At 51.1% G+C, this 25,863-nt stretch carries 16 protein-coding genes and 1 pseudogene; 15 read left to right on the top strand and 2 right to left on the bottom strand.

What is annotated here, in order from left to right; translation table 11 throughout:
• Positions 1-46 precede the first annotated feature (46 nt).
• From PsAD37_RS11665 to PsAD37_RS11725, 13 genes and pseudogenes are all read left to right on the top strand, one after another.
• On the top strand, positions 47-712 hold the full coding sequence (locus PsAD37_RS11665; RefSeq protein WP_063296288.1) for a response regulator transcription factor: 666 nt from the start codon (positions 47-49) through the stop codon (positions 710-712).
• On the top strand, positions 705-2,126 hold the full coding sequence (locus tag PsAD37_RS11670) for an ATP-binding protein (RefSeq protein ID WP_063296289.1): 1,422 nt from the start codon (positions 705-707) through the stop codon (positions 2,124-2,126). Before PsAD37_RS11665 ends, PsAD37_RS11670 begins: the two co-directional genes overlap by 8 nt.
• Positions 2,127-2,349: 223 nt before the next feature.
• Complete coding sequence (locus PsAD37_RS11675) at positions 2,350-2,781, top strand: RT0821/Lpp0805 family surface protein (RefSeq protein WP_208991838.1); 432 nt, start codon at positions 2,350-2,352, stop codon at positions 2,779-2,781.
• A 208-nt stretch (positions 2,782-2,989) separates the two neighbouring features.
• Positions 2,990-4,456, top strand: coding sequence for a hypothetical protein (locus tag PsAD37_RS11680; RefSeq protein WP_063296290.1), 1,467 nt, complete (start codon positions 2,990-2,992; stop codon positions 4,454-4,456).
• Between the two features lie 138 nt (positions 4,457-4,594).
• Positions 4,595-5,755: a c-type cytochrome biogenesis protein CcmI gene (gene ccmI, locus PsAD37_RS11685; RefSeq protein ID WP_063296291.1), complete on the top strand. Its 1,161-nt coding sequence runs from the start codon at positions 4,595-4,597 to the stop codon at positions 5,753-5,755.
• 155 nt (positions 5,756-5,910) lie between these two features.
• Complete coding sequence (gene ccmE, locus PsAD37_RS11690) at positions 5,911-6,384, top strand: cytochrome c maturation protein CcmE (protein WP_082827132.1); 474 nt, start codon at positions 5,911-5,913, stop codon at positions 6,382-6,384.
• Positions 6,385-6,454: 70 nt separating this feature from the next.
• The gene (locus PsAD37_RS11695) at positions 6,455-8,470 is read left to right on the top strand and encodes a heme lyase CcmF/NrfE family subunit (protein ID WP_063296292.1); all 2,016 of its coding nucleotides are present in this window, start codon (positions 6,455-6,457) and stop codon (positions 8,468-8,470) included.
• Between the two features lie 5 nt (positions 8,471-8,475).
• Positions 8,476-8,958 carry a cytochrome c-type biogenesis protein gene (locus PsAD37_RS11700; RefSeq protein ID WP_206599030.1) on the top strand — a complete coding sequence of 161 codons (483 nt, stop codon included), beginning with the start codon at positions 8,476-8,478 and terminating at the stop codon, positions 8,956-8,958.
• Positions 8,959-9,125: 167 nt separating this feature from the next.
• Positions 9,126-9,881, top strand: a pseudogene (locus PsAD37_RS11705) (alpha/beta hydrolase family protein); the annotation flags it as partial.
• Between the two features lie 175 nt (positions 9,882-10,056).
• On the top strand, positions 10,057-11,607 hold the full coding sequence (locus PsAD37_RS11710) for a Do family serine endopeptidase (RefSeq protein WP_063296349.1): 1,551 nt from the start codon (positions 10,057-10,059) through the stop codon (positions 11,605-11,607).
• A gap of 299 nt (positions 11,608-11,906) precedes the next feature.
• Positions 11,907-12,587, top strand: coding sequence for a response regulator transcription factor (locus tag PsAD37_RS11715; RefSeq protein WP_063296295.1), 681 nt, complete (start codon positions 11,907-11,909; stop codon positions 12,585-12,587).
• Positions 12,571-14,067 (top strand): HAMP domain-containing sensor histidine kinase, encoded by a 1,497-nt coding sequence (locus tag PsAD37_RS11720; RefSeq protein WP_063296296.1) that lies wholly within the window; start codon positions 12,571-12,573, stop codon positions 14,065-14,067. Before PsAD37_RS11715 ends, PsAD37_RS11720 begins: the two co-directional genes overlap by 17 nt.
• The gene (locus tag PsAD37_RS11725) at positions 14,031-17,060 is read left to right on the top strand and encodes a bifunctional [glutamine synthetase] adenylyltransferase/[glutamine synthetase]-adenylyl-L-tyrosine phosphorylase (protein WP_063296297.1); all 3,030 of its coding nucleotides are present in this window, start codon (positions 14,031-14,033) and stop codon (positions 17,058-17,060) included. The genes PsAD37_RS11720 and PsAD37_RS11725 overlap by 37 nt, the downstream gene beginning before the upstream one ends.
• 75 nt (positions 17,061-17,135) lie before the next feature.
• Here the strand turns inward: PsAD37_RS11725 and PsAD37_RS11730 are convergent, their stop codons facing one another.
• Positions 17,136-19,511: a PAS domain-containing sensor histidine kinase gene (locus PsAD37_RS11730; protein ID WP_063296298.1), complete on the bottom strand. Its 2,376-nt coding sequence runs from the start codon at positions 19,509-19,511 to the stop codon at positions 17,136-17,138.
• Positions 19,512-19,703: 192 nt separating this feature from the next.
• A complete protein-coding gene (pepN, locus tag PsAD37_RS11735; protein WP_063296299.1) occupies positions 19,704-22,340 on the bottom strand; it encodes an aminopeptidase N in 2,637 nt (878 codons plus the stop codon).
• A 269-nt stretch (positions 22,341-22,609) separates the two neighbouring features.
• Between pepN and PsAD37_RS11740 the strand changes: the two genes are divergently transcribed.
• Positions 22,610-23,773, top strand: coding sequence for a CaiB/BaiF CoA-transferase family protein (locus PsAD37_RS11740; protein WP_063296300.1), 1,164 nt, complete (start codon positions 22,610-22,612; stop codon positions 23,771-23,773).
• Positions 23,774-24,010: 237 nt separating this feature from the next.
• Positions 24,011-25,747, top strand: a complete 1,737-nt coding sequence (locus PsAD37_RS11745) for an adenylate/guanylate cyclase domain-containing protein (protein WP_208991839.1) — start codon at positions 24,011-24,013, stop codon at positions 25,745-25,747.
• Positions 25,748-25,863 lie beyond the last annotated feature (116 nt).

Here is a 25,863-nt window from a genome sequence, read left to right on the forward strand (position 1 = left end):
GTCTGAACTGCTTTATGAGCCTGAGCGCTTGTGTGGGGTAGATCTTATGCGAATGTTGATCGTTGAAGATGATCGGGATTTGAACAGACAACTGTCTGAAGCGTTGGAAGACGCCGGTTACGTTGTCGACAAAGCATATGATGGCGAGGAAGGCCATTTCCTCGGTGACACCGAACCATATGACGCTGTCATTCTGGATCTTGGCCTCCCGCAGATGGATGGTCTCAGTGTGCTGGAACGCTGGCGCAGAGACGGCCATTCCATGCCAGTCCTTATCCTGACGGCTCGTGATCGTTGGAGCGATAAAGTCGCCGGCATTGATGCAGGCGCAGATGATTACGTTGCAAAGCCCTTTCACATGGAAGAAGTGCTGGCACGGGTGCGGGCACTGGTGCGCCGCGCCGCTGGTCTGGCCTCCAACGAGATTTCCATTGGCGACATTGTTCTGGATACCAAAGCAAGCAAAGTGACGAAAAACGGCATGTCCGTAAAACTCACCTCTCACGAGTTCCGCCTGCTGTCTTATCTCATGCACCACAAAGGCCGTGTGATTTCCAGAACCGAATTGGTTGAACATTTGTACGATCAGGACTTTGACCGCGACTCCAACACCATTGAGGTGTTCGTAGGCCGATTGCGCAAGAAGTTTGGTAGTTCACTGATCGAGACCGTACGTGGATTGGGCTACAGGCTACAGGAAGAAAATGCCTGATAAGAACAGCGCAGACACCAACGACTTGCAGGGGCCGCTCAACTGGAATCCCATCAGGTTCATTCGCAAGAAGCAACAGGCGTCATTGGCATGGCGTCTGATTTTTGTTGCGGGCCTATGGGCTGTTGTCAGTCTTGTGGTTGCGGGTGCTATTCTTGTCGCTCTGTTTCGTGAAGCGGGTGAGAAAGCACTGGATGAACGCCTTGAAGTCCACATGACAGCAATTGTCAGTGCGCTTGCTGCGGAAGGCGACCAGCAAAACCCTGCATTACGACGTATCGGTGATCCACGGTTCAACATGCCGCTGTCGGGTTGGTATTGGACCGTGCAACGCGGTGGCAAAGTTCTGTTTGAAAGCGAATCTCTTTTTGGCGACACGCTACGCCTGCAAAACATGAAGGGCGAACTGGAACTCAAGCAAAACGTCACTGGTCCAGCTGGTCGGGATCTGCGTCTGCTGCAAAAACGCATCCAGTTCGGTGGACTTCAGCCGGTGACAATAGCAGTCGCAGGAAGCACCCGCGAGCTGGGCGAGAGTACGGCATCCTTTGCATGGCAAGCGGCGATCACACTTGGTGTTCTTGGGCTTGGCCTTGTCGCGGCCATCTTCTTGCAGGTGCGCTTTGGTTTACGTCCGCTAACTGAACTTCAGGAGAGTCTTGGTCGCGTTCGTCAGGGAAAAGAGGAAGAAGTTCAGGAAGATTTGCCCAAAGAGCTGAAACCGCTTGCTGTTGAACTCAATGCTCTCATCCACTCAAATAGAGAAGTAGTGGAGCATTCCAGAACTCAGGTGGGAAATCTTGCTCATGCCCTGAAAACGCCTCTGTCTGTCATTACCAACGAGGCCAGAAGTTCAGATGAACCGCTCGCTTTGAAGATTTCGGAGCAAGCGGATCTTATGAGAGGGCAAGTTCAGCACTATCTGGAAAAAGCACGAATGGCGGCTCAGCGCCGGGTGATCGGTGTGTCATGTGAGGCTGCTCCTGTCGTGTCGCGCATGGCGCGCGTTATGGAAAAAATCCATCGCGACAAAGAGCCAGAGATCACGGTTGATATGGATGAGACTCTGTTGTTCCGCGGGGAACAACAAGATCTGGAAGAAATCCTTGGGAACTTGTTGGATAACGCCTGCAAATGGTGTGATAAAAAAGTGTCAGTGACGCTGAAAAACAACAATTCCTCTGCGTCACTCATCGCTCTGATCGTAGAAGACGATGGTTCTGGACTGGGTGCTGAAGAGAAAAAACGTGCACTGCGCAGAGGGCAAAGATTGGATGAAACTGTCCCCGGAACGGGTTTAGGTTTATCCATAATTGTTGACATTGCAGGTATTTACGGCGGCTCATTTGAACTTGGCGATAGCGAGTTAGGTGGATTGAAGGCAACGGTGATCTTGCCGTCTCTGACAATCTGATCTGTTTTGGGGCAGAGGTTGCATCTGTTTCAAACAGTACTGATAGTAAGTGTAACTGTGTTTTAAGGGGTTGCTCCACGAAAGCGTTTTCAAGCTAATGGCGCTGCTTTGGTTTGAGGCCTTACTGGAAGACCTTGGAAGGGACAAAGAGCCTTTCCGGAAAACGGATAAGTCGCAAAAGCGACAAAGAGGATGCATGTTGGTGCGAAACTGGAAAAAACTGATGGTCTTACCTGTCGTTGTTGGCGGTTTAGCCAGCTGTGCGACATCTGATCATGCCACCAGAGCTCAAACCGATGCCTCTTCCTCGTCGATTTTTGGTTTCTGGTCTTCTGATAGTGAGCAGAATGCAGCAGCTCAGGCTGCAATCGACAGCGCCACAGAAGGCGAGTTGAAGCAACTGCTCAGAAGCGGTGACCTCGACACCGTCTATAAAGCACAGAGCAAAGCGTTGAATGCGTCTGATGCAGGCAACAAAGTTGTCTGGCGCAATCGATTCTCTGGCGCACAAGGCACAGTTAAGTCTGGTCCTGTCTATTACGTGAATGACCGCCGCTGCCGCGATTTCCAGCATACCATCGCGTATGATGAGAAAACGCAGCTGATCAAAGGTGCGGCTTGTAAGGACGGTGAGCGCTGGGCAGCGCTGAACTAGCCCGAAATCCCTCGCTATAAGCAGTTTTTGCGGAAGGAAACACACCTTTCGCATGCGGAAAAGGCTGCTTATCAAGATTTGATTAAGCAATTCCGCCGATAGTTTTGATCAACAAATACAATTTTAGCAGTTGTCGTCTGCTGCGAGTTGTGAGGGTTGAGCGTGTATAAGCTCAACCAGTGTAAAGCTGAGTACCAGAGAGATTTGGATGCACGAGGTCAACCATAAAGCATTGCAAATGGAGAAGGTGTTAGGAGCCTTGTCTCAATCTGCTTTGCGGATGTTGGAACGCTCTGTCGATGATACCGTGCAAAGCGGAACATCTGTACCAAATGCCGAACTCATGCTGCTCACTATTCGCAGGCTCCTTGGTGAAGCCTCTTACATTCCTGAGAATAAGCTGTCTCTGGATACGCCACTAAAGCGCGCAATTCTAAGCCCCCTTCAGCCATTCCTCATTCAAATGCCGCTTTGCACGCCACAACAAGGTCGGATCGATGCCGCAGTAATGGAGTCGCTCTGGACTTACATGCGCCAGGTGCTTCTTTCTAATGAGTTTACCGAAGCGATAGAGGCCTTGGAAGAGCTGTGTCAGCAACAAGATTTGCCTACAACCCATGAAACCATCCAGAAAGCACTCTTTGCATGCGCTGAGGGTCTCCGCTTGCGTTTGGTCGCTGCTGCACAAAGAGAGCTGGAAGCTGCAGATCAAGACATTCAGATAAAGACAAAGCTTCGCCGCAAGGTTGGAGGCCACGTCAATTTTGATTTCTTCTGTGACGTTCTGGTGATTTTGGAAAGAGCACCTGCATGGGAAAAGGTGATGGCAGACACTCCACCTTTTGCAGAAGACATCCTGTCCATGTCCTCCGGTAACAGTTTGCAAAACATGCGCGCCCATATGGAGCAGCACAGAGCTGAGGCCAATTATCTTGCAGCGCTGTCATTCCTCCGTTTGGACGAAGCGCCTGTTGAACTCATAAAACTGGCTCAAACCCTCGCAGCTGTTCCTGCTTTGAAAGATGTTACGGGCACGCCTTATGCGGCCTTCATAGAGTTTGCTTTGTCTTCTTTGGAGCAAAGTGTGGCTGTTGTTGAAGGCTGGCGTATGGAAGAGGAGGCCATTGTCGGGCTCCCGGAAGCAGCCAACGCCTGCCTGCTACATTTTGAGGAACTGGAAGAACTCGAAGGCTTCAGCGCTTGCGGTCAATGGAACCAGCGCGCTGTACAGCTCAAAAACCGTTTGTGTATTCTGCTACGCGATGAACTGTGTAACCTCCCAGCACAACTGGAGGAGGCAGTTGCTTCAGAAACAAAACCTGACTTTGCAGATTTGCAGGGTGGTTATCGGCTGGAGCAGATTCAGCGCGCCTATCACAAATGTTTGAGGGGATTAAAACTCGCCAAGTTGGCGTCGCAATATGCAGGTGTGCTTGGCTTGAACGAGCTGCAAATCTCAACCAGAGATCATGTCGAACGTTTCATTGATCGCAACTCCGAGAAGCTTTTGACAGCTCCCAAAGATGAGCAAAACAAGACTGAAAACCTTCCGAATTATGGCGAAATTTCGAGAAAATTGAGCCGTTTAATCTCGATGAGTGAGATCTCTCTGGAGCCGGAAGACACTGCGAACCTCATTCGTAGGCAGAAGACTTACCTGAAAGATGCCGCCTAACCCCCTAGTAGTGCCTGCGTCTTTTAGAAAATAAGTGCAACTTCATAGGTATTTTGTGGGTATATGGCTTGTGCGACTGCCCGTCGCAGGGGGGGTACTGTTGCCTTTCACATTTAGAACCTGTCTATTTAAGCCACTATGACATTCTGGTTAGTTCTCGCAATTTTGACGGCGGCGGTCGCATTGGCCGTACTCGTTCCATTGGCTCGCTCTCCCAAGGTTCACCCTGATGAGCGCAATGATGAAGCTGTGTTTCGTGCCCAGCTCGAAGAAATACAAAAAGATCTTGAGCGCGGTGTAATCGCGCCGGACATGGCAGAAGCCGCCAAAATTGAAGTGTCGCGTCGCTTGTTAGCCGCGCACAAGCAAAACCAGGGAGACCACCAGTCAGCTCCCTCTAAAATGCGCATGCGCATTGTGCAGCTGACAGCGGTTGTTTTGGTACCTCTGGCAGCGCTAGGTATGTATTTACAATATGGTTCTCCGGAAATCCCTGACCAGCCACGTGCTGAGCGTTTGGCTGAAACCGCAGGGCAGGCTGATCTTGAAGTGCTGATTGCCAGGACTGAGGATCACCTCAAAGAAAACCCGAACGACGGACAGGGTTGGGCTGTAATCGCGCCTGTTTACATGCGTACCAGCCAATTTGAAAAGGCCCGCCGCGCCTATGCGCAGGCGTTGAGCCAGTTCCCTGAAAACCTCGATTTTATGGTTGGTTGGGCTGAAGCAAGCATTTTCGCAAACAACGGACAAGTGTCCGAAGAAGTTGAAAAAGTTTTGCGCCGGATCAATCTCGCTAAGCCTGAAATGCTGCAACCCTACTACTATCTGGCAATGGCTATGGGCCAGAAGGGCCAGATAAACGAAGCGCTGGCTGCCTGGAATGCTCTGCTGAAGACTGCAGATCAAAATGCTCCTTGGGTGGACGCAGCAAAAGCACAGCGTGACGAACTGATCGCACGAGGCGCTGTTGTATCTGGTGAGGCTGAGGCGATCCCGGCACTTGGACAGCCAGCTGGACCTTCTGCTGAAGAAGTTGAAGCAGCAGCTGAGATGAGTGCAGAAGATCGCAATGAAATGATCAACCAGATGGTTGTGCAGTTGGATGAACGCCTTAATGAACAAGGTGGTTCTGTTTCTGAGTGGGGCCGCCTGATACAGGCCCGCATTATTCTCGGGGAGCAAGTGGAGGCCGCACAAGCAGTCGCCCGCGCCAAGCAAAACCTGAAGGACGATGCGGCAGCACTGGAACAGATCAACCAACTGGCCGCGAGCCTGAATTTGCGCCCTGCCGAATAAGGCAGGGGTTGCATATCTTTGATGAATGCCAAGCGATTTTCGGAAATAAGATATGTCTAGAACAAAGAGATAAAGCTTCCTTTGATGTTCTATTGAGCTGCAGAATACAAACGCCGTAAGGCATTAGTTGGCAACGTATCTACGGAACTGCGAGTATGACACGTAAACAAAAAAGACTCGGGCTTATTGGTCTTGCGGGATTGGTGCTGGGGTCAGCTGTCGGCTTGGTTCTTTATGGACTCTCCAGCAGCGTGACCTATTTCCAGAGCCCAAGCGACATCGCTGAACAGCAAGTTGAAGTTGGACAACGCATCCGTCTTGGCGGTCTGGTTGAAGATGACTCTCTCGATAAGAGCCGAGGCTCAGTGATCCTCTTCCGCGTGACCGATCAGGCAGAAGCTATCCCGGTTTCTTACAAGGGTATTTTGCCAGACCTGTTCCGTGAGGGGCAGGGCATCATCGCTGAAGGCCACATGAACGAGAAGGGTGTCTTTATTGCAGACACAGTTCTGGCCAAGCATGATGAAAGCTATATGCCAAAAGAGGTCTACGAGACCTTGAAGGAAGATGGCCATTGGATGGAAGAGGACCAGGCCGCCTCCGCAGAGCAAAGCATCAAAGTAAACTAAAAAGTAAAATCAATCGGCTCTGCCCAAAAGGGCCGGTTATCCAGCGCCAAATGGATACTAGGATATCGTAATGATAATTGAACTTGGCCACTATGCACTCATTCTGGCATTGGTAGTCGCGGCTGTTCAGTCGGTCTTTCCAGTGTGGGGTGCAGTGAATTCAGATCACCGTCTGATGGGGATGGCACCTGGCCTTGCCGTACTTATGTTCCTTTTGACTTGCGTTGCCTTCGCCGCATTGACCTGGGCATACTTGAACTCAGACTTCTCGCTTCTGAATACCTATCAGAACTCCCATAGTGACAAACCGCTGGTCTATAAGATCTCCGGTGTGTGGGGCAATCACGAAGGCTCTATCCTTCTCTGGGTGCTTATTCTGGTGCTGTTCGGTGCATTGGTTGCAGTGTTTTCACGCAACATTCCGCAGCGCCTCCGGGCTGCTACTCTTGGCGCTCAGGGCTGGGTTTCTTTTGCATTCCTGCTCTTCGTCATTGTTGCATCAAACCCGTTTACCCGTATCAGCCCTGCACCATTGCAAGGCTCGGGCCTCAACCCAATGCTGCAGGATGTCGGCTTGGCGATCCATCCGCCAATTCTTTACATTGGCTACGTTGGCTTCTCCATCGTGTTCGCGTTTGCTGCAGCTGCGCTCATTCTTGGTAAACTGGATGCCGCCTGGGCGCGTTGGGTACGTCCTTGGATCCTCGTAAGCTGGATCTTCCTGACCCTCGGCATCGCAATGGGCTCTTACTGGGCTTACTACGAGCTCGGCTGGGGTGGCTGGTGGTTCTGGGATCCGGTCGAAAACGCATCTTTTATGCCATGGCTCACTGGTACGGCTCTGCTGCACTCTGCAATCGTTATGGAACGTCGGGATGCTCTGAAGGTTTGGACTGTCTTCCTCGCACTGCTGACATTCTCCTTGTCGCTGCTGGGTACCTTCCTCGTCCGTTCTGGTGTTCTCACCTCCGTGCACGCATTCGCAGTTGATCCAGCACGTGGTCTCTTTATCCTTGCGATCCTGCTGATCTTTGTTGGTGGATCACTCACACTGTTTGCTTGGCGCGCACCATTGCTTCGTCAAGGTGGCCTGTTTGCACCAATCAGCCGCGAAGGTTCACTGGTACTGAACAACCTGTTCCTGACAACAGCTTGTGCTGCAGTGTTCGTTGGTACGCTTTACCCACTCGTTCTGGAAGCCTTCTCTGGCGACAAGATCTCCGTGGGTGCGCCATTCTTCAACCTGACATTCGGCCCAATCATGGTGCCAGTGTTGATCCTGATGCCATTTGGCCAGCTTTTGGCATGGAAGCGTGGTGATGCGTGGGGTGTCGCCCAACGATTGACCTCTGCTTTTGTGATCGCAATGCTCGCGACTGTCGGTCTGATCTGGTTCATGGGCGTTAGCACAACAAGCATTATGACAGCGCTCGGCTTCGGCTTGGCATTCTGGGCAATCTTTGGCTCCCTTTGGGAAATCATTGAACGTTCCCAGCTGTTCAAAATTGGCTTTGGTCGTTCCATGGCCCGTATCAAAGGCTTTGCACCAACCGTCTGGTCTACTGTGCTGGGCCATGCTGGTCTTGGGATTACCGTCCTGGGTATTGTGACGACAATGGCGTTTGAATCTGAACGCGTTGAAGTGATGCGTCCAGGCGATACCCTCGAACAGAACGGTTACAATGTGACCTATGAGAAGAGCTGGACTCAAAATGGTCCGAACTATCAGGAGATGGTCTCCCAGTATACTCTTCGCAAAGGTGGCAATGTTGTCGGTATCATGGAGCCATCTAAGCGCGCTTATAATGCCAGCGGAATGCCAATGAGTGAAACATCCATTGCGACCTTTGGCTTTTCGCAGGTGTACTTTGCAACGGGTGATTCTGACGAGAATGGTGGTATTGTTACCCGCATCTACTTCAAACCGCTGATCACACTGATCTGGATTGGTACTCTGCTTATGTCTTTGGGTGGCTGTATTGCACTCTTTGATCGTCGCCTGCGTGTTGGTGCTCCTGTTTCAGCCCGCAAGCGCAAAGGCGTAGCAGGCAGTGTTGCAACAGCAACCCCAACTCCGGCGGAGTAATGGCCATGAAGATGAAGTTCGTACTGGTATTGATCTCTTCTATTCTTCTGGGAGCTCCAGCTGCCTATGCAGTTAACCCGGATGAAGTTTTGAAAGATCCTGTTCTGGAAGAACGTGCACGCGAAATTTCCAAGGAAGTGCGCTGCGTGGTCTGTCAAAACCAGTCCATCGACGACTCCAACGCTAAACTGGCGAAGGATCTACGCCTGTTGGTACGGGAGCGACTGGTAGAAGGGGACAGTAACAAGGAAGTCATGGACTATCTTGTTGACCGCTATGGTGAGTTTGTCCTTCTCAAACCGCGCTTTGCGTTCCACACCCTGTTTTTATGGGGCGGGGGACCTCTTGCATTGCTGCTGGGCGGCTTTTTCCTGTGGCGTACATCGCGAAAGAAAAAGCATGCGCCGCTGAAGAGCAGTACAGCGGGTGTCAAACCGCTCTCGGATGAAGAGCAAGCCGAACTCGACAAGCTCATGTCTTCTAAATAAGACTGATTGTAGAGCCTCGCAGACATGGTTTGCGGGGCTCACGTTTAATCACATCTTCTTGCAACCAATTGAATTGTAAAGGCGCCTGTAAGCGCGCACTAGATACCTGTCTCTTAATATATATTCCGAATGTGCCAGCTGCGCAGGAAATGACAGGAACAGTTCAAATGGCAAACGATCCCATTAAGTTGGAATTTGAAGGCTCTCAGGGAGCGCATCTTGCAGCGCGTCTGGACACACCAGATGGTGAACCAAAGGCCTATGCCCTGTTCGCTCATTGTTTCACTTGTTCCAAGGATCTTTCTGCAGCACGACGCATTGCATCTGCTCTAACCAAAGACGGGATTGCTGTTCTGCGCTTTGATTTTACTGGTCTCGGCAACAGCGGTGGAGATTTTGCATCCACCAACTTTTCATCCAACCTTCAGGACCTTGTTCGCGCCGCTGATTACCTGCGTGAGCATTATGAAGCACCAAAGCTGCTTGTAGGGCATTCTTTGGGTGGCGCAGCGGTGCTTGCAGCAGCCTCAGAGGTCCCCGAGGTAAAAGCAGTTGCCACAATTGGTGCACCAGCCTCAGCGGATCATGTGATTCATAACTTCGGGGCTTCCCTCGATGAGATAAAAGAAAAGGGCGAAGCAACCGTCCAGCTAGGTGAACGACCGTTTAAGATTAAACGTCAGTTTATCGAAGATCTTGAAGCGCAGGACGTTCGGTCGCGCGTTGCTGTGCTGAAAAAGGCGGTGCTGGTTCTTCATTCTCCGATTGATGCCACGGTTGGCATCGAGAATGCTGCTCAAATCTTTGAAGCAGCGAAGCATCCGAAATCATTTGTGTCTTTGGATGATGCCGATCATCTGCTGTTTAAATACAAAGATGCAGATTATGCAGCACGTGTGATTGCAGCATGGGCAAGCCGCTACACGCAGGGCTAACAAAAGCGAGGTGGGAGCAACTACGAAGTTTTCCCATCATTACAGAAGATTAATGTGGCAGATAGGTGTTTGTAAGGTTCGCTCTGGCATAGTCATTCTCAACGAAATGCAAAAGCCCCGTTTCCCCAGTTGGGCTGAGATTGACTAAATGGAGTTGAGCCAAATGAAGTTGACCAAGAACGCAAGTTCCAACGTTGTTTCCCTGTCTGCTGCAAAACCCACTTCCAAACGTCGTTCCCGTCTTCTTAATGGCACCATGGCGCTGGCAATTGCAGGTGCAATGGTTGCTCCGCTGACACTTGTTCCAGCAACTGCTCAAGCCGAGCCTGTTCGCGTAAATGCGCCGGCAATGCCAAGCTTTGTTGGTTTGGTCGAAGCCGTTCAGCCAACAGTTGTTTCCGTTCGTGTTCGCTCTGAGGTTAAAGAGAATGATCGTCTGGCGGGCATTCCTCCAATGTTCCGCGATATGCCGGATGATCACCCACTGCAGAAATTCTTCCGCGAGTTTGGCGGTCCAGGTGGTGAGCAAAAAAAGAAAGCTCCACCACGCAAGCGCTTCGATCAATCTCAGGGGTCCGGCTTCTTCATCTCTGATGATGGCTATGTAGTGACCAACGAACATGTGGTTGAAGGTGGAACTGAGTTCACAATTGTAACCAGTGAAGGCGAAGAACTGGAAGCCTCATTGGTTGGTTCCGACAAGCGTTCTGATCTGGCTCTCCTGAAAGTGGAAAGTGAAGAAAAATTTGAATACGTCGCCTTCACGGATGATGCACCATTGGTTGGTGAATGGGTCGTCGCAGTTGGCAACCCGTTCGGTCTGGGTGGCACTGTAACGGCGGGTATCGTCTCCGCTCGAGGTCGTGACATCGGCGCAGGCATCTATGATGATTTCCTCCAGATTGATGCTTCTGTGAACCGTGGTAACTCCGGTGGTCCTGCATTCAACGTGAAGGGTGAAGTTGTCGGCGTGAACTCCGCAATCGTGTCTCCAAGCGGTGGCAACGTGGGCATCGCATTTGCCATCCCGGCACAGACTGCGAAAAAGATTATCTCTGACCTGAAAGAAGACGGCGCAGTAACCCGCGGCTGGCTTGGCGTTCAAATCCAGCCTGTTACCAAGGACATTGCTGAATCCCTCGGTCTCGAAAACGAAAACGGCACGCTGGTTGCCGAAGTTCAGGGTGATACCCCTGCAAAAGCTGCTGGCTTGCAGGCTGGTGACATCATCCTCAAGGTCGATGGTGAAGAAGTGAATGGCCCGCGTGAACTGGCAAAGGTCATCGCTGGGTACTCACCAAACACCGAAGTGGAAATTGAATATTGGCGCAATGGCGAAATCGACACTGCGACTGTAAAGCTTGGCACTATTCCTGAAGAGAAAAAACAAGCCTCAGCAAGCAAAAGCGAGGATGCGAATACCGCATTGGTAGACAGCCTAGGGCTGGAACTGGCAACTGCTGAACAGGCTGGTGTTGATGAAGAAGGCGTTGTTGTCACCAAAGTAGATCCAGATGGACCTGCTGCTGACAAAGGCCTCGCACCTGGTGCGATCATCACCGAAGTTGCTGGTGTTAAAGTTGAAACACCAACCGATGTTGCAGAACAGGTTGAAACAGCACGTGAACAAGGACGCAAGGCAGTTCTGCTGCGTGTCACCCGTGGTGAGAACACGCTCTTTGTAGCGATCCCGCTGGAAAAGGGTGAGGAATAAGTCACTTACAAGAATGCGGATCACGAGAAACGCCCCTCTCGTGATCCCTCGTCGAAACACCAAGGATACCCTCAAAGGTGTTTCGGTTGTTTGAGGGGCTGATAGCAAGGGTAGCCCTCTACTTGATGTCAGTCCTAAAAACCAATGCTGGAAGAAAAGGCAGGGACCTTATCATCTGCCAACTTCACCTATAAAACTTATGCAAGTGCTGACGGTTACCCCCAACAGCATTTGCTTTTTTTTATCGTTTCCCGTCAATGTGAGGAAACGAATAATGCCTTGCTCTGGGAAATGAAAAAATGAGAATCTTGATTATTGAAGATGATCGGGAAGCGGCAGACTATCTGCTCAAAGCACTGAAGGAAGCAGGGCATTCTCCTGATCACGCAGACAACGGCGAAGACGGACTTGAGCTGGCAATTTCCAACACATGGGATGTGCTCGTCGTTGATCGCATGCTGCCAAAACGAGATGGTCTCTCCATCATCGAAACACTGCGCGCCTCTGGTGATGAAACGCCAGTTCTGATCCTCTCGGCGCTCTCGCAAGTAGACGATCGCGTCACCGGCCTGCGCGCAGGTGGAGATGACTACCTCTCAAAACCCTACGCTTTTTCAGAGCTGCTCGCTCGCGTTGAAGTGCTGAGCCGTCGTAAAGCTGGTCCACAAGTGGAAACCAAGTTGCAGGTTGCTAACCTGGTGTTGGATCGCCTCGCTCACTCCGTTGTCCGAGCAGGGCAGGAGATCGTGTTGCAGCCCCGTGAGTTCCGCCTTCTTGAGTATCTCATGAAACACGCTGGACAAGTAGTGACCCGCACTATGTTGCTGGAAAATGTCTGGGACTATCATTTTGATCCGCAGACCAACGTGATTGACGTTCACATCTCAAGACTTCGGTCAAAGATCGACAAAGGGTTCGACTTCCCGTTGCTTCATACTGTTCGTGGCGCAGGGTATTCCATCCGTGACAGCTCTAACTAGGATCCTCTCAACCACAGCCTTCAAGCTGGCTGCAATCTACTTGACGTCGTTTACGGCGCTCTCTGTGTTTCTGTTCATCTTCATCTCGCAGAACACCGATGACCTGATGAACAAACAGGTGGTGCAGACGGTTGATGCAGAAATTCAGGGCCTTGCCGAACAATATGCCCAAAACGGCATCAACGGGCTTGTTGTCGGTGTAGAGCGTCGGGTCCGAAGTCCAAACTCAAACCTCTACCTCATTCTGGATTACTCCGGAAACGTCATTACAGGCAACATCGCGTACCTGCCTGAGAAAGTCCTGTCAGTCTCCGACGGTCGAATTCAGTTTGTTTCCTACACACCTCTAGGGTTTGCTGAAACAGACCAGAACAAAGCCAAAGCGATCGTCCGCATCTTCGAATTGCCCGGCAACTTCAAGCTGCTGGTCGGACGTGATCTGGAAGATCAGGTCCATCTGAAAAGCTTATTGGGTGACGCTTTGACCCTCTGGCTGGTCGGGATGGTTGTTCTGGCTGGCATCACATGGTTCTTCCTCAATCGCCGTATCCTGAAACGCATCGATAACTTGTCCATGAGCTCACGCCTGATTATGGAAGGTGATCTTGCCGGTCGCCTCGATGTGACTGGTAACGGAGATGAGTTCGATCGTCTGGCCAGCAACCTCAATGTGATGCTGGATCGTATTGAAGAGCTGATGAAGGGCCTCAAGGAAGTCTCCGACAATATTGCCCATGATCTCAAAACACCGCTCACACGTATGCGAGGGCGCGTGGAAGCTGCACTGCGGCAAAACTTGAGTGAAAATGAAGGCCGTGAATGTCTGGAAGAGACACTGGTTGAGACCGATGAGCTGATCAACACCTTCAACGCACTGCTGCGCATTGCACGTGTAGAAGCGGGTTCCACTGGAGCGGAGCTGCAATCAATCAAGCTGGGCAACATCGTCAAGGACGTGTGCGAACTTTATGAGCCCGTTGCCGAAGATGATGGTGTCGAGTTCTCTGTTTTACTGGATGATGAGCCTGTCATCGAAGGCGATCGGGAGTTACTGGCGCAAGCTCTCGCAAACTTGATAGAAAATGCTCTCAAATACGGTCGCCCAACCGAAGAGAATGTCAAACCCACAATCAAAGTCGTACTGTCTGGAAATGATGAGCAGGCTATACTCAGCATAGAAGATAATGGTGCTGGTATTGCTGCTGCTGATCGTGAGCGGGTGTGTAATCGCTTCGTTCGGCTTGATAGCTCTCGCCATGCACCGGGTTCTGGGCTTGGATTGTCACTTATCAAGGCGGTGGTAACTCTCCATCATGGAGAATTGCAGCTAACATCGGCTGGGACAGCAGATGATTCTGAAAGTGATAAGCAATCTGGCCTGCGGGCCCGGATTGTTCTGCCTTTAAACAAAGGGCAAAGAGGTGAGGGAGAGGGCAACGAAGCATGGGACAAGGCTCGGAAGAAGAACGCCACCAGCTAAAAAGCAGCATTCTGAAGCGCGAACATCGTGAAGGAGCTCTTGCTCCTTTATTTGAGCGCTTGGAACGCCAGCCCATCTGTGCAGATGATGATCTGGGTGATCGGCACCTGAAAGATCTTACTGAGAAGCTGGAACGTAAGGACCTCATTTCTGAGTTTGAACAGCTCTGTCAGGGCGCCCCCCATCTGCGCAGCTTTGTAAAAGGCTTCATGGTCAGTGCGCCGTTCCTGCGCGAGACCATGCTGCGCGATGTTCAACGCTTCCTGCGTATCTTGAACACGCCGCCAGAAGAGACCATTGCGATCCTTTTACAGGACTGCCTGAATGCCCGACCTGAAAGCGAAGCTGCACTTATGCAGTCGCTGCGTCTGGCAAAACAGGAAATGGCTCTCACGGTTGCGTTGGCGGATATTGCAGGTGCATGGCCGCTGGAAAATGTAACGGGTGCTCTCACCAAGTTTGCAGATGCATCATTGACCGCCTGCCTACGCTTCTGCCTTCGTGAGCTTGAAGTCAGAGGTAAATTTATTCCGGTTGATCATGATGAACCGGAAAAAGAGGCAGGTTTCTTCATTCTGGCCATGGGCAAGCATGGTGCAGGTGAACTTAACTACTCCTCAGACATCGATCTGATCGTTCTTTATGATCCTGAGCGTAGCCGCCTGATTGGTGGTGCAGAAGCGCCTGTTGAGTTTGTCCGTATCACCCGCCGTCTGGTGAAGCTCATGAATGAGCGTACCGGGGATGGATATGTTTTCAGAACTGACTTGCGCTTACGGCCAGATCCTGGAGCAACGCCACTGGCAATCTCTGTTCCTGCAGCGCTGGTCTATTATGAAAGCCTGGGCCAGAACTGGGAACGTGCAGCGCTCATCAAAGCACGCCCATGTGCAGGTGATATTGAAGCCGGTGAGATCTTCCTTGAAGAAATACGCCCATTCGTCTGGCGCAAATATTTGGATTATGCTGCCATTTCAGATGTGCACTCCATCAAACGCCAGATCCATGCCCACAAAGGCTTCAGCAAAATCACAGTTGCTGGCCACAACGTTAAGCTGGGACGAGGCGGCATTCGTGAAGTCGAATTTTTCGCCCAGACCCAGCAGTTGATCGCAGGTGGTCGCAACCCGCAACTGCGCGACCGACGGACACTGATCACACTGGAAAGACTGGCCGATTGCGGCTGGATCGACCAATCCGCTGCTGAAGATATGGAAGAAGCCTATCGCTATCTGCGTGAGGTTGAACATCGCATTCAGATGATCAACGATGAGCAGACCCACATCCTGCCTAAGGATGAAGAGGCATTGGCACGTGTCTATCACCTTATGGGCATTCGAGGCCGGACTGAGTTTGCTGATATGATCCGCTCTAAGTTTGAGTTGGTGCAAAAGCACTACTCAGGCTTGTTTGAGCATGAGCCAGATTTGGCAACCAATCTTGGCAATCTAGTCTTCACAGGAGATGATGAAGACCCCAATACGCTCGAAACTCTCAGCCAGCTTGGCTTCCAAAGGCCCGTTGATGCAATCCGCACCATCCGTCAGTGGCACTACGGCAGATATCCGGCGGTCCGTGCGCCAAAATCTCGTGAACGGTTGACCGAGTTCACCCCAATTCTGCTGGATGCATTGGCGCGTACTGAAAATGCAGATAAAGCACTGCTCACATTTGACTCCTTCCTCTCCAAACTGCCAATGGGAGTGCAACTCTTCGGATTGCTTAAGTCTAACCCGCACCTGTTCAACTTGCTGACGATGGTGATGGGCAACGCACCACGTATGGCCGAGATCGTCTCCAAACGCGTCCACGTTCTGGATGCACTTCTCGACCCGGCATTCTTTGGTGGGGCGCCGTCTGCAGAGCAGATTGAAACAGCGCTTGCCGTGACGCTCGATCAGGCTGGGTACTATGAAGAAGCGCTTGACCGGGCGCGTATCTTTGTACAGGAGCAACAATTCTTGCTCGGCCTGCGCTTGATCACAGGAACGATCACAGCAGCAGAGTTAGGGCAGGGGCTTTCAACACTTGCAGACGCAGTGCTCTGTCAACTGCTGCCACGTGTTCAGCAGGAACTGGAAGATGCTCACGGCAAAATTCCAGGAGCTGAACTTGCTCTTGTTGCCATGGGCAAACTGGGTGGACAGGAAATCACTTGTGCATCGGACCTTGACCTGATCCTGCTCTACGATTTCCCCGAGGATGTCGTGCAAAGTGACGGCAAACGCCCGTTGGCCCCAAGCCAGTACTACAGTCGCCTCACTCAGCGCCTTGTATCCGCCCTGACTGCGCCGACGGCAGAGGGCGTCCTCTACGAGGTTGACTTCCGTTTGCGGCCCTCAGGCAACTCTGGACCTCTTGCAACGCGTTTTGCATCCTTCAAAGACTATCAGTCCAACGATGCCTGGACGTGGGAGCATATGGCCCTGACACGTGCTCGTGTCATCACCAGCTCAAGCCCTGAGTTTGCTCAACAGATCGACTGTGCGGTCTCCCAGTTGTTGCAGGACAAGCGCGATATTGAAAAACTGGCCCGTGATGTCTGCGATATGCGTGCGCGCATCCAGAAGGAGAAGCCAGCAAAGAGCCCATGGCAGATCAAGGGTATTCCGGGTGGCTTGATCGATATTGAGTTCATCGCCCAGTTCTTGCAGTTGGCTCACGGTGTCGAGCATCCTGAAGTCCTGCAGGCTCGTACCGAAGATGCATTGCTTAAGGCACGTGATTTTGGAGTATTGCGTGAAGAGGATGCTGACACGCTTATTCCAGCCCTTCGAAACTATGAGGACCTGACACAGATCCTGAAGCTCGCTCAAACCGGACACTTTGATCCGAAAACAGCTCCGGGGGGCTTGCTCGATCTTCTTGTAAATGCAGGAGGTGAGCCAGACTTTGAACGTCTGACCATCTACATGCAGGAACAACAGATCATGGTCCGCAGAACCTTTGAACACCTCATTGGCAAAGTGGAAGAAGCTGAAAAGACCAGCTAAGACACTATACATCTAAGAAAACAAGAAAAGGCCGCTGATGAAGCGGCCTTTTCTTTTAAGATTGTCTTCTTGCTCTTAAGCTGCGTTCAAATTGCTGATGCCTGTCAGACGGCCTTTGTCGCGTCCCTTGGCTTTCAAGGGCAGCTTGATCGTAACCTCGGTGCCTGTACCAACTTCAGAAGCGATTTCCATGTAACCGCCGTGCAGCTCGCTGAGAGACCGTGCAATTGCCAGACCAAGGCCTGACCCTTTGTGCGTCTTGGTGAATTGGTTCTCCACCTGCACAAACGGCTTGGCAAGACGGTCGATATCCTTCTTGGAGATGCCGATACCATTGTCAGAGATCTTGAGTTCAGCAAAGGCACCAACCTTGCGGGCAGAGACCCGAACCTCACCATTGTCTGGTGTAAACTTGATGGAGTTTGCAAGCAGGTTGAGTAGGATCTGCTTAACAGCGCGGCGGTCAGCCTGCAGATGCATGTGAGGCAGATTTTCGCTAATAACCTTGATGTTCTTCTCAGCTGCTGTTGCAGAGATAATCCGGGCAGCATCCTGAACGATCTGCTGGATCTGAACATCCTCAACAGATAACTCAATCCGGCCAGCTTCAATCTTAGACATATCCAGAATGTCGTTGATCACATTCAGCAGATAGTTACCGGAGGAATGAATGTCCTTGCAGTATTCTTTGTACTTGTCGGAACCAAGGTCGCCAAACATGCCTTGATCCATGATCTCAGAGAAACCGATGATCGCGTTCAGCGGTGTTCTCAACTCGTGGGAGATGTTTGCAAGGAATTCGGACTTCGCTTGGTTTGCATCTTCCGCGCGGGTCTTCTCATCCGCATATTTCTCGGTCAGTTCCACCAGCTGTTGAGCCTGTAGTTCAAGTTTCTGGCGGGACTGGCGCAAGTCGGCAATGGTCGCCATATGACCGCGCTCAGACTCAAGCAATTTCTCTTCTTTACGCTTCAGCTCTGTAATGTCGGTGCCAACGGAAACGAAGCCACCATCTTTGGTCCGGCGCTCTGAGACCTGTAACCAACGACCACCTTCCATCTCAACCTTGTAGGAACTGCCCATATCGCTGTCGATGTGGTCGCCTTCCTCAGGCTCAGAAATAATCGGTTGGCTTGCCGAGGACATGACAGTCGCATAAGGCGTGCCCGACTGCACAACATGGTCTGGCAGCTGATGCAGCTTGCGGTAGTTGGAGTTACACATCACCAGATGGTTGTCAGCATCCCACAAGACAAAGGCCTCGGAGATGTTCTCAATCGCATCACGCAGGCGTAGATCAGCAGTACGGCTCTGTTCTGCCAAGCGCTTCTGCTCGGTCACATCCATACAGATGCCGATCAGGTGAGGCTCATTGGTGCCCGCATCAGTTTGAACTTCAGCACGAACCCGAAGCCAGACCCAGGAACCATCACTGTGACGCATGCGCCATTGACGATCCACGTTGCTCTTGCCGGTATCCAGCAGGCTCTTTGCAAGATCATAAAGATCAACGTCATCGGCATGGGTCAGGGATTGGATCTCAGCAAAGCCCATAATATCATTACGCGGATCCATGCCCAGCATCTCATAGAGCGAAGCGGACCAGAACACGCGGCCACGGGAAAGGTCCCAGTCAAACAGACCACAACGACCACGGTTGAGGGCAGCGTCTATGCGAGAGCGCGTCGCCGAGTAAATGCCATCTGCCTGTTGCGCTCGGGTTGCCTGCGCAAAATAGGCATAGATGATGACCAGCAGCACCATGGAGGTTGCAACAAAGATCGTGACATTGGCGGAAAGTTCAGCACGCCAGGAAGAGAAAATCGCGTCTTCTGGCTGCATGATAGCAACCATGCCGATTTTGTTTGGTAAATGATGAACTGTTGCTCGGGTCGCGTCTTTGGTGCCCTCATTGAGCGTCAGCACACCTGCGCGCTTTCCAAAGAACGTCATTGGCTGAGTGTCACCAAGGAAACTAGTAATTTTCAACCCTTCCATATCAGGGCGGGTCGGAGCACTGGCAACAATGGTACCGTTCGGGTCAGTCAACAGAATTTGGCGGCTTTGGCTGGTGGCCCGGGGGGGCAGGGCCTCAGAAAGTGCACGCTGCAAAGCAGAAGTCAGGCCGGCGGAGCCTTTTTCTTGCTCGGAAATTTCAATGCTGGCGGTCAGGGCAGTTGCAATAAGTGTGAGATCGTCCTGAGCCTTCTGGCTGACATTCTCATAATTGTAAGCAATCTCAAGTCCGCGGAAGATAGCGGTACACGCAATGAACACGATGCAAAGAGCAGGGATAATTCTGCGCATCATTGGTTCCGTTGTTAAGAGGCGTTGGTAGGCTGGTTGAGCGAGCAACTTGATATGTCCGGTCAGAGCGTCTTTTTTGCCTGTCCGTTTGGTCGAGTTCAAGAGTCGTCGAGCGGTCGCGCCCCCTGCAAAGGCTCGTGCCATGAATGCCCCCATGTGTCAGATTCCGCCGCAAATAACTCGGGTTGCAATTCACCCGAATCACATTCATTTGAATCTATCCGAATCAACTTGTCCAGAGTCTCGACACAAAAAAATGGTTAACGGCAGCGCTTTTTGCTGCCGTTAATTTTCATAGGACTCTCAGAGACTTCGCTGGGTGCAAAGTAGACTGTCTTAGTCTAGACACAGCTCAACTATTTCTTTGACATCAGTAGAGAGTTGCTGATCAGCTGCAAGAATTCGCCTCAAAGCGGCCTCTGCCTTTACTCTGCGTTCCGCATTCATATTCTTCCAAGAGCCAAAGCTTTTGACCATTCTGGAAGCAACCTGAGGGTTAATCTTGTCCAATTGCAACGTGATTTCAGCAAGATAATCATATCCTGAACCATCAGCCGCATGGAAACCTCTTGTATTGCCACCTAGGAAGCCACCAATGAGCGCGTAGATACGATTTGGATTATCCCAAGAAAATGCCGGATGTTCTGTAAGAGTACGTAGGGCGCCAATCGTGTCTTTGCTCGGCGCGCTTGCCGCGACACCCAGCCATTTATCCATGGCAAGAGCAGTGTCCTTGTGGCGTTCCTCAAAGGAAGCCATTGCTTCTTGCGCCCCTGCCAACTTGAACTTGACCAGGCAGTTCAAGGCGCTGATCCGGTCCGTCATGTTATCGGCAGCATCAAAATGTGCCTTAGCCAGAGTAGCGCTGCCTTCACTATTACTTGCCGCTAAGTAGGACAAACAACGCAGCTTCAGCGCACGTTTGCCAGCTGAAAGAGCATCCGGGCTAAACGTTGCTCGCATCTCCAAAGCATCATAGATACGCTTGAAGGTGTCATCGAGTGCAACGCCGATCTCTTTGGAGAACGCATCACGGGCATCACCGATCGCATCAGTATCGACGTCTTTGCCGATTTCAAGTGCGATTGCCTGCTCGCTAGGCAGCATCAGGCCAAAACCACGGAACGCATGGTCAAGGTTCTCATCCTCTGCCATGTGACCGAGCGCCTCAATGAAGGCGTCCTTGCCTGTCGGCTCTGCACCATTGGTCAGCTCAATAAGCAGATCGGTCATCAACGTCTGAGCAGCCTGCCAGCGATTGAACGGGTCGATGTCGTGGCGCATCAGGAAGATTTGATCTTCACGGGACAGACCTGTTTCCAACTTAACTGGAGCCGAGAATTCACGCAGAAGGGAAGGAACTGGCCTACTGCCAATACCATGGAAGACAACGGTTTGTTTGTTGTCGCTCAGACACAGCAAGTCGCCATCGACTTGAGCACCTTCGGCACTGGAATAGGCGAGATCATCTCCATTCGGGCCAACCAGGCCAAAGCGAATTGGAATGAAGAATGGTTTCTTTTGATCTTGTCCAGGTGTTGGAGCATTAATCTGTTCCAGCTCCAGAGTGAAAGTCTTTGCAGCTTCGTCGTAAGAACCTTTTGCTTTCACAACTGGTGTGCCGGACTGGTGGTACCACAGGCTGAAGTGAGACAAATCGATCTTGGTCGCATCTTCAAAGCACTTGATGAAGTCCTCAATGGTTGAGGCATCACCATCATGTCGCTCGAAGTAAAGATCCATCCCTTTTCTGAAGTTGTCTGCACCAAGAATAGTCTTGATCATGCGAACCAGCTCAGCGCCTTTGTCATAGACAGTCGCCGTATAGAAGTTGTTGATCTCTTTGTATTCTGTCGGGCGAACTGGATGCGAAAGAGGTCCCTGATCCTCAGAGAACTGACGGGATTTCAGGCGGATCACATCAGCAATACGCTTCACAGGGCGGGAACGTTCATCAGAAGAAAATTCCTGATCACGGAATACAGTAAGTCCCTCCTTCAGGCAAAGTTGGAACCATTCGCGGCAGGTGATACGGTTGCCAGTCCAGTTGTGGAAGTATTCATGGGCAACAACGGTCTCAATACCCTCGTAGTCTGTGTCTGTCGCTGTGTCACTATCCGCCAGAATGAACTTGTCATTGAAAATGTTGAGGCCCTTGTTCTCCATCGCACCCATGTTGAACGCAGAAACAGCAACAATATTGAACACTTCGAGGTCGTACTCGCGGCCAAATACTTTCTCGTCCCACTGCATGGACCGGACCAGACTGTCCATGGACCAGTCTGCGCGGTCCTCATTGCCTTTCTCGACAAAGATGTTCAGATCGACTGGTGCGCCGGAAGCTGTCGTATACTTTTCTGAAATGCAGGCAAGATCGCCAGCAACAAGCGCAAACAGATAAGCTGGCTTCGGGTGCGGATCATGCCACACTGCAAAGTGACGGTCAGTGCCTTCAATGTCACCTGCGTCCTGCGGATTACCATTACCAAGCAAAATCGGATTGGTCGCTTTGTCAGCCTCAATGCGTGTCGTGAATACTGAAAGCACATCCGGGCGGTCATAGTAGTAAGTGATCCGGCGGAAGCCCTCTGCCTCACACTGAGTGCAGTAGATGCCCTGAGAAAGGTAAAGCCCCTCCAGCTTGGTGTTGGTGGTTGGGTTCACCTTGGTGATAACTTCCAACTGGAAACGCTCAGCAGGTGGTGCATGAACTGTCAGCTTGTCTGCAGAGGCTTCGAAAACGTCTTCTGCCAATAGCACGCCATCAATAGCAGCTGAAATAAGTGTAAGCTCGTCACCATCCAACTCAAGTGGAGCGCCGTCTTCGGTGCCATCATGCTTGGAAATGGTAAGGGTGGAGATAACTTCGGTTGCTTCTGGTTGAAGTTTGAAGATAAGAGAAACACTCTCAATGACGTAGGGTGTCTCTGTGTAGTCTTGCAGTCTAATGAGCTGAGCTGTTTCAGATCGCATACCTGTTCTCCCAAGAAGTGTTAAAGCAGCTTGATCACCCCTTGGCGCAGCGCTTCCAAATTTTTATGTAGATGGCGGTACCGTTGAAAACGGTTCCGGTCAAATGCAGGGAATGAAAACCTCATCACTTTTGCACCCAAAAATCAAATTATCAAGCAAGGGAAGGACTGGAAGGAGATCATGACAGATCCTCGTAAGCACTATCCCGAAAAAACAGGTAGCACTGAGCTCCTGAAACAGATCGATACAAGAAGGTTGAGGTTGCTTCCGTGACGGCTCCCCTGGAAAACATAAAAGTATTGGAACTGGCGCGCATTTTGGCTGGACCATGGATCGGGCAAACTCTTGCCGATCTGGGGGCGGATGTCATCAAGGTGGAAAGCCCGCGCGGTGACGATACCCGGACCTGGGGACCTCCGTTTGTCGAGGAAGAGGGCGGAAGCAAAAGCGCAGCCTACTTCCATGCCTGCAATCGCGGCAAGCGCTCCATAATTGCTGACTTCTCAAAGCAGGAAGATCTTGAGTTGATTTATGATCTGGTACGTCAAAGTGATGTGCTGATCGAAAACTTCAAAGTTGGCGGGCTAGCCAAGTTTGGCCTCGACTATGATAGTCTCAAAAAGATCAATCCAAAGCTGATCTATTGTTCCGTGACTGGTTTTGGTCAGGATGGTCCCTATGCCCACCGCGCCGGATACGATTTCATGATCCAGGGCATGGGTGGCATTATGGATCTGACTGGCTCACAAGGCGGCGAGCCACAAAAGGTAGGCGTTGCTTTTGCTGATATCTTCACGGGTCTTTACGGTGTCATTGGTATTCAGGCAGCTCTGCGCCGCCGTGATCTGACCGGTGAAGGCGAATGGATCGATATGGCTTTGTTAGATGCTCAGGTCGGTGTTTTGGCCAATCAGGCGATGAATTACCTGAGCAGCGGCAGTGTCCCTAGCCGTATGGGCAATGCTCATCCAAACATCGTTCCATATCAGGTTTTTGAAGTGAAAGATGGTCATCTCATTGTGGCGGTTGGCAACGACACCCAATTTGCGAACTTCTGCAAGATTCTCGGGCAGGAAGAACTGTTTGAAGACGAGCGTTATGCCACCAACCCGTCTCGCGTGAAGCACCGCGAAGAATTAACAGAAAAGCTTCAGGCTCTCGTGCTGAACTTCAATCGGGATGAACTCCTGACAAAAATGGAAGAACGCGGCGTTCCGGCAGGTCCGATCAATACAGTTGCTGATGTTTTGCAGGATCCGCAAATTGAACACCGGCAAATGAAGGTCAAATTGCCAACAACTTCTAAGCATCAAGGTGAGCAAACCTATGTCCGTACGCCAATTCGGTTTACTAATTCTAAGCTGAAACTGGAGAAGGGTGCACCAGCTCTCGATGAGCATAGAAATGAGATATTGAGAGAATTAGGCAAATAAGCAGTAGAATAAAGACTAGCGACGCCATGTGCAGGAAGGCAGTTTGACCCTCGGTCCGGAGAGTGGTTTAACGGGCTGGCATTCCTCACACAGGTGGGTCACGGTTTGAAGTTTTGGAATAGGATCAGGCGTAAAGCAATCGGTATACGGCGATGCTATTACAAACTGTCACTCACGTGGCTGGTAAGTCTTACTTTTGTGACTGTGGTGACCTTGTGCGGCGGCATTGTGCTGTACATGTCTGTTCATACTAACCTGAAAAACACCCGAAGCTTGATCGAAAAAGCCTCGATCAAGTCCACGGAAGCAATCAACAACGCGCTGGGGGCTTACATGACGCCAGCGTTTTCTTCTGTCTATGCAATTAAGATATATGCAGAAGAGCAACCGAATACACAAAGTGCTATATTTCGGGCGCGCCAAACCTTTCGTGGCGTATTGTTTGGTGTAAAGAGCATTGACGGATTGGTACTCTCCCTTCCCAATGAAACGTCCTGGGGATTGCGCCATGGAGAAGATCGTGAGGATCTGGTCTCTTTTCACCCTGATCAGGCCCTTTTCAACTTCTCCCGGATGCAAAGCATCGACGAGCAAACTAATCAAGATCCTTTTTGGGGAGATTTTTACGCCTCTGGTGAAAATCCTTTTGCGACAGTCACAAGCGCTATTGAGTTTGACGGCAAGACGATTGGTTATGTCTCTGCAATCATCACGATGAAAGGGGTCGGCTCGATCCTAGTCCCAATGCATGAAGATGGTGTTGGCAATCAGATCGAAGATGAAGAAGATGTTACACGTTTCATATTGACCAGCGAAAATCGGGTGCTTGCCTATTCTTCGCCAACAAATGATTTGCAACAGCACAATCTCTTGGAACGAGTGACAGAGTTTGGTGACCCTGTCCTTGCAAAGTTCGAGGGAAGTAAAGCACAACCTTTTAGTCAGCGAGCGAGGAAGAAGGGCGTGGAGCTTCATCTAATTTTTGATGGAGAAGACATGTACGTCCTCGTTTTACAAAAACTCATCTCCCCGGATGGTGAAGTGTATTACGTAGGTGAATACCAACTTGCCAACTCGCGCTACGACGAATTTACCCGCTTAATCAACTCGGTCTTTGCAGGTGTAGCTGTTGTGTTTCTGTCCGCACTTGTTGCAATTTTCTTTGCTCGCCGCTTGGCGTCTCCACTAAAAGGTATCGCTGCACGTGCACAAAAGTTCGGTGCATTAGAGTTTGAGCACCTTGAGCCATTGCCACGTAGCCACATCCGCGAAGTAGATCAGATCACGTCTGCTATGAATGCAAGTACCAGTGGCCTTCTGGCCATGAGCAAGTACATTCCAAAGTCACTCTATTCCAAGTTGATGGCTATGGGGATCGACCGGGCGGCCAAAGCGAAAGAAGCTGAACTGACGATCCTGTTTACGGACATTGAAGGTTTCACGTCGATCTCTGAACATAGAAGCGCTGGCGAAGTGGCTGGTCTGCTCAATGATCACTTTAAACTGCTTGTGTCTGCTGTCGAAGCTCATCAGGGTACAGTCGATAAGTTCGTCGGTGACGGCATGCTCGCATTCTGGGGTGCGCCAAACGAGATGGAAGACCATGCCCGCCGCGCAATCGCCGCTGCAGAAGATATGGTCAGCGCTATCCAGCAAGCCAATGCAGTTACACCCGAAAATGCTTTGAATGTACGGATTGCCATTCACACAGGCCCGGTAATTGTTGGCAATGTGGGGGCGGTCGAACGTTGGAATTACACCATTGTCGGCGATGCCGTGAATGTGTGCAGTCGCCTGCAAAGCCTGGGTGGCACCATCTCCTCCGTTAAAGGAGCATGTGTGGTGTTGAGCGGTGAAACTGTTGAGAAAGCGGGCCGACCCGATAATGTAACCCATCGCGGTAGCCATGACATTCGTGGCCGGAAGGGCAAAGTCGAGGTTTGGCAGCTCAACTCGACCATATGCGACGACTAATAATCCCGGCATTGTCTTCTAGTTTAATTTAAGTGTGCCACGTAACCCAACCTCATTGAAAGAAAGCCCTGTTCTAGTGTGAAAGCCGCGAAAGGTTTTCTCGCGTGCGCTAGCAA

Origin of the sequence: Pseudovibrio sp. Ad37 (genome assembly GCF_001623075.1) — a bacterium.
GTDB lineage: Bacteria > Pseudomonadota > Alphaproteobacteria > Rhizobiales > Stappiaceae > Pseudovibrio.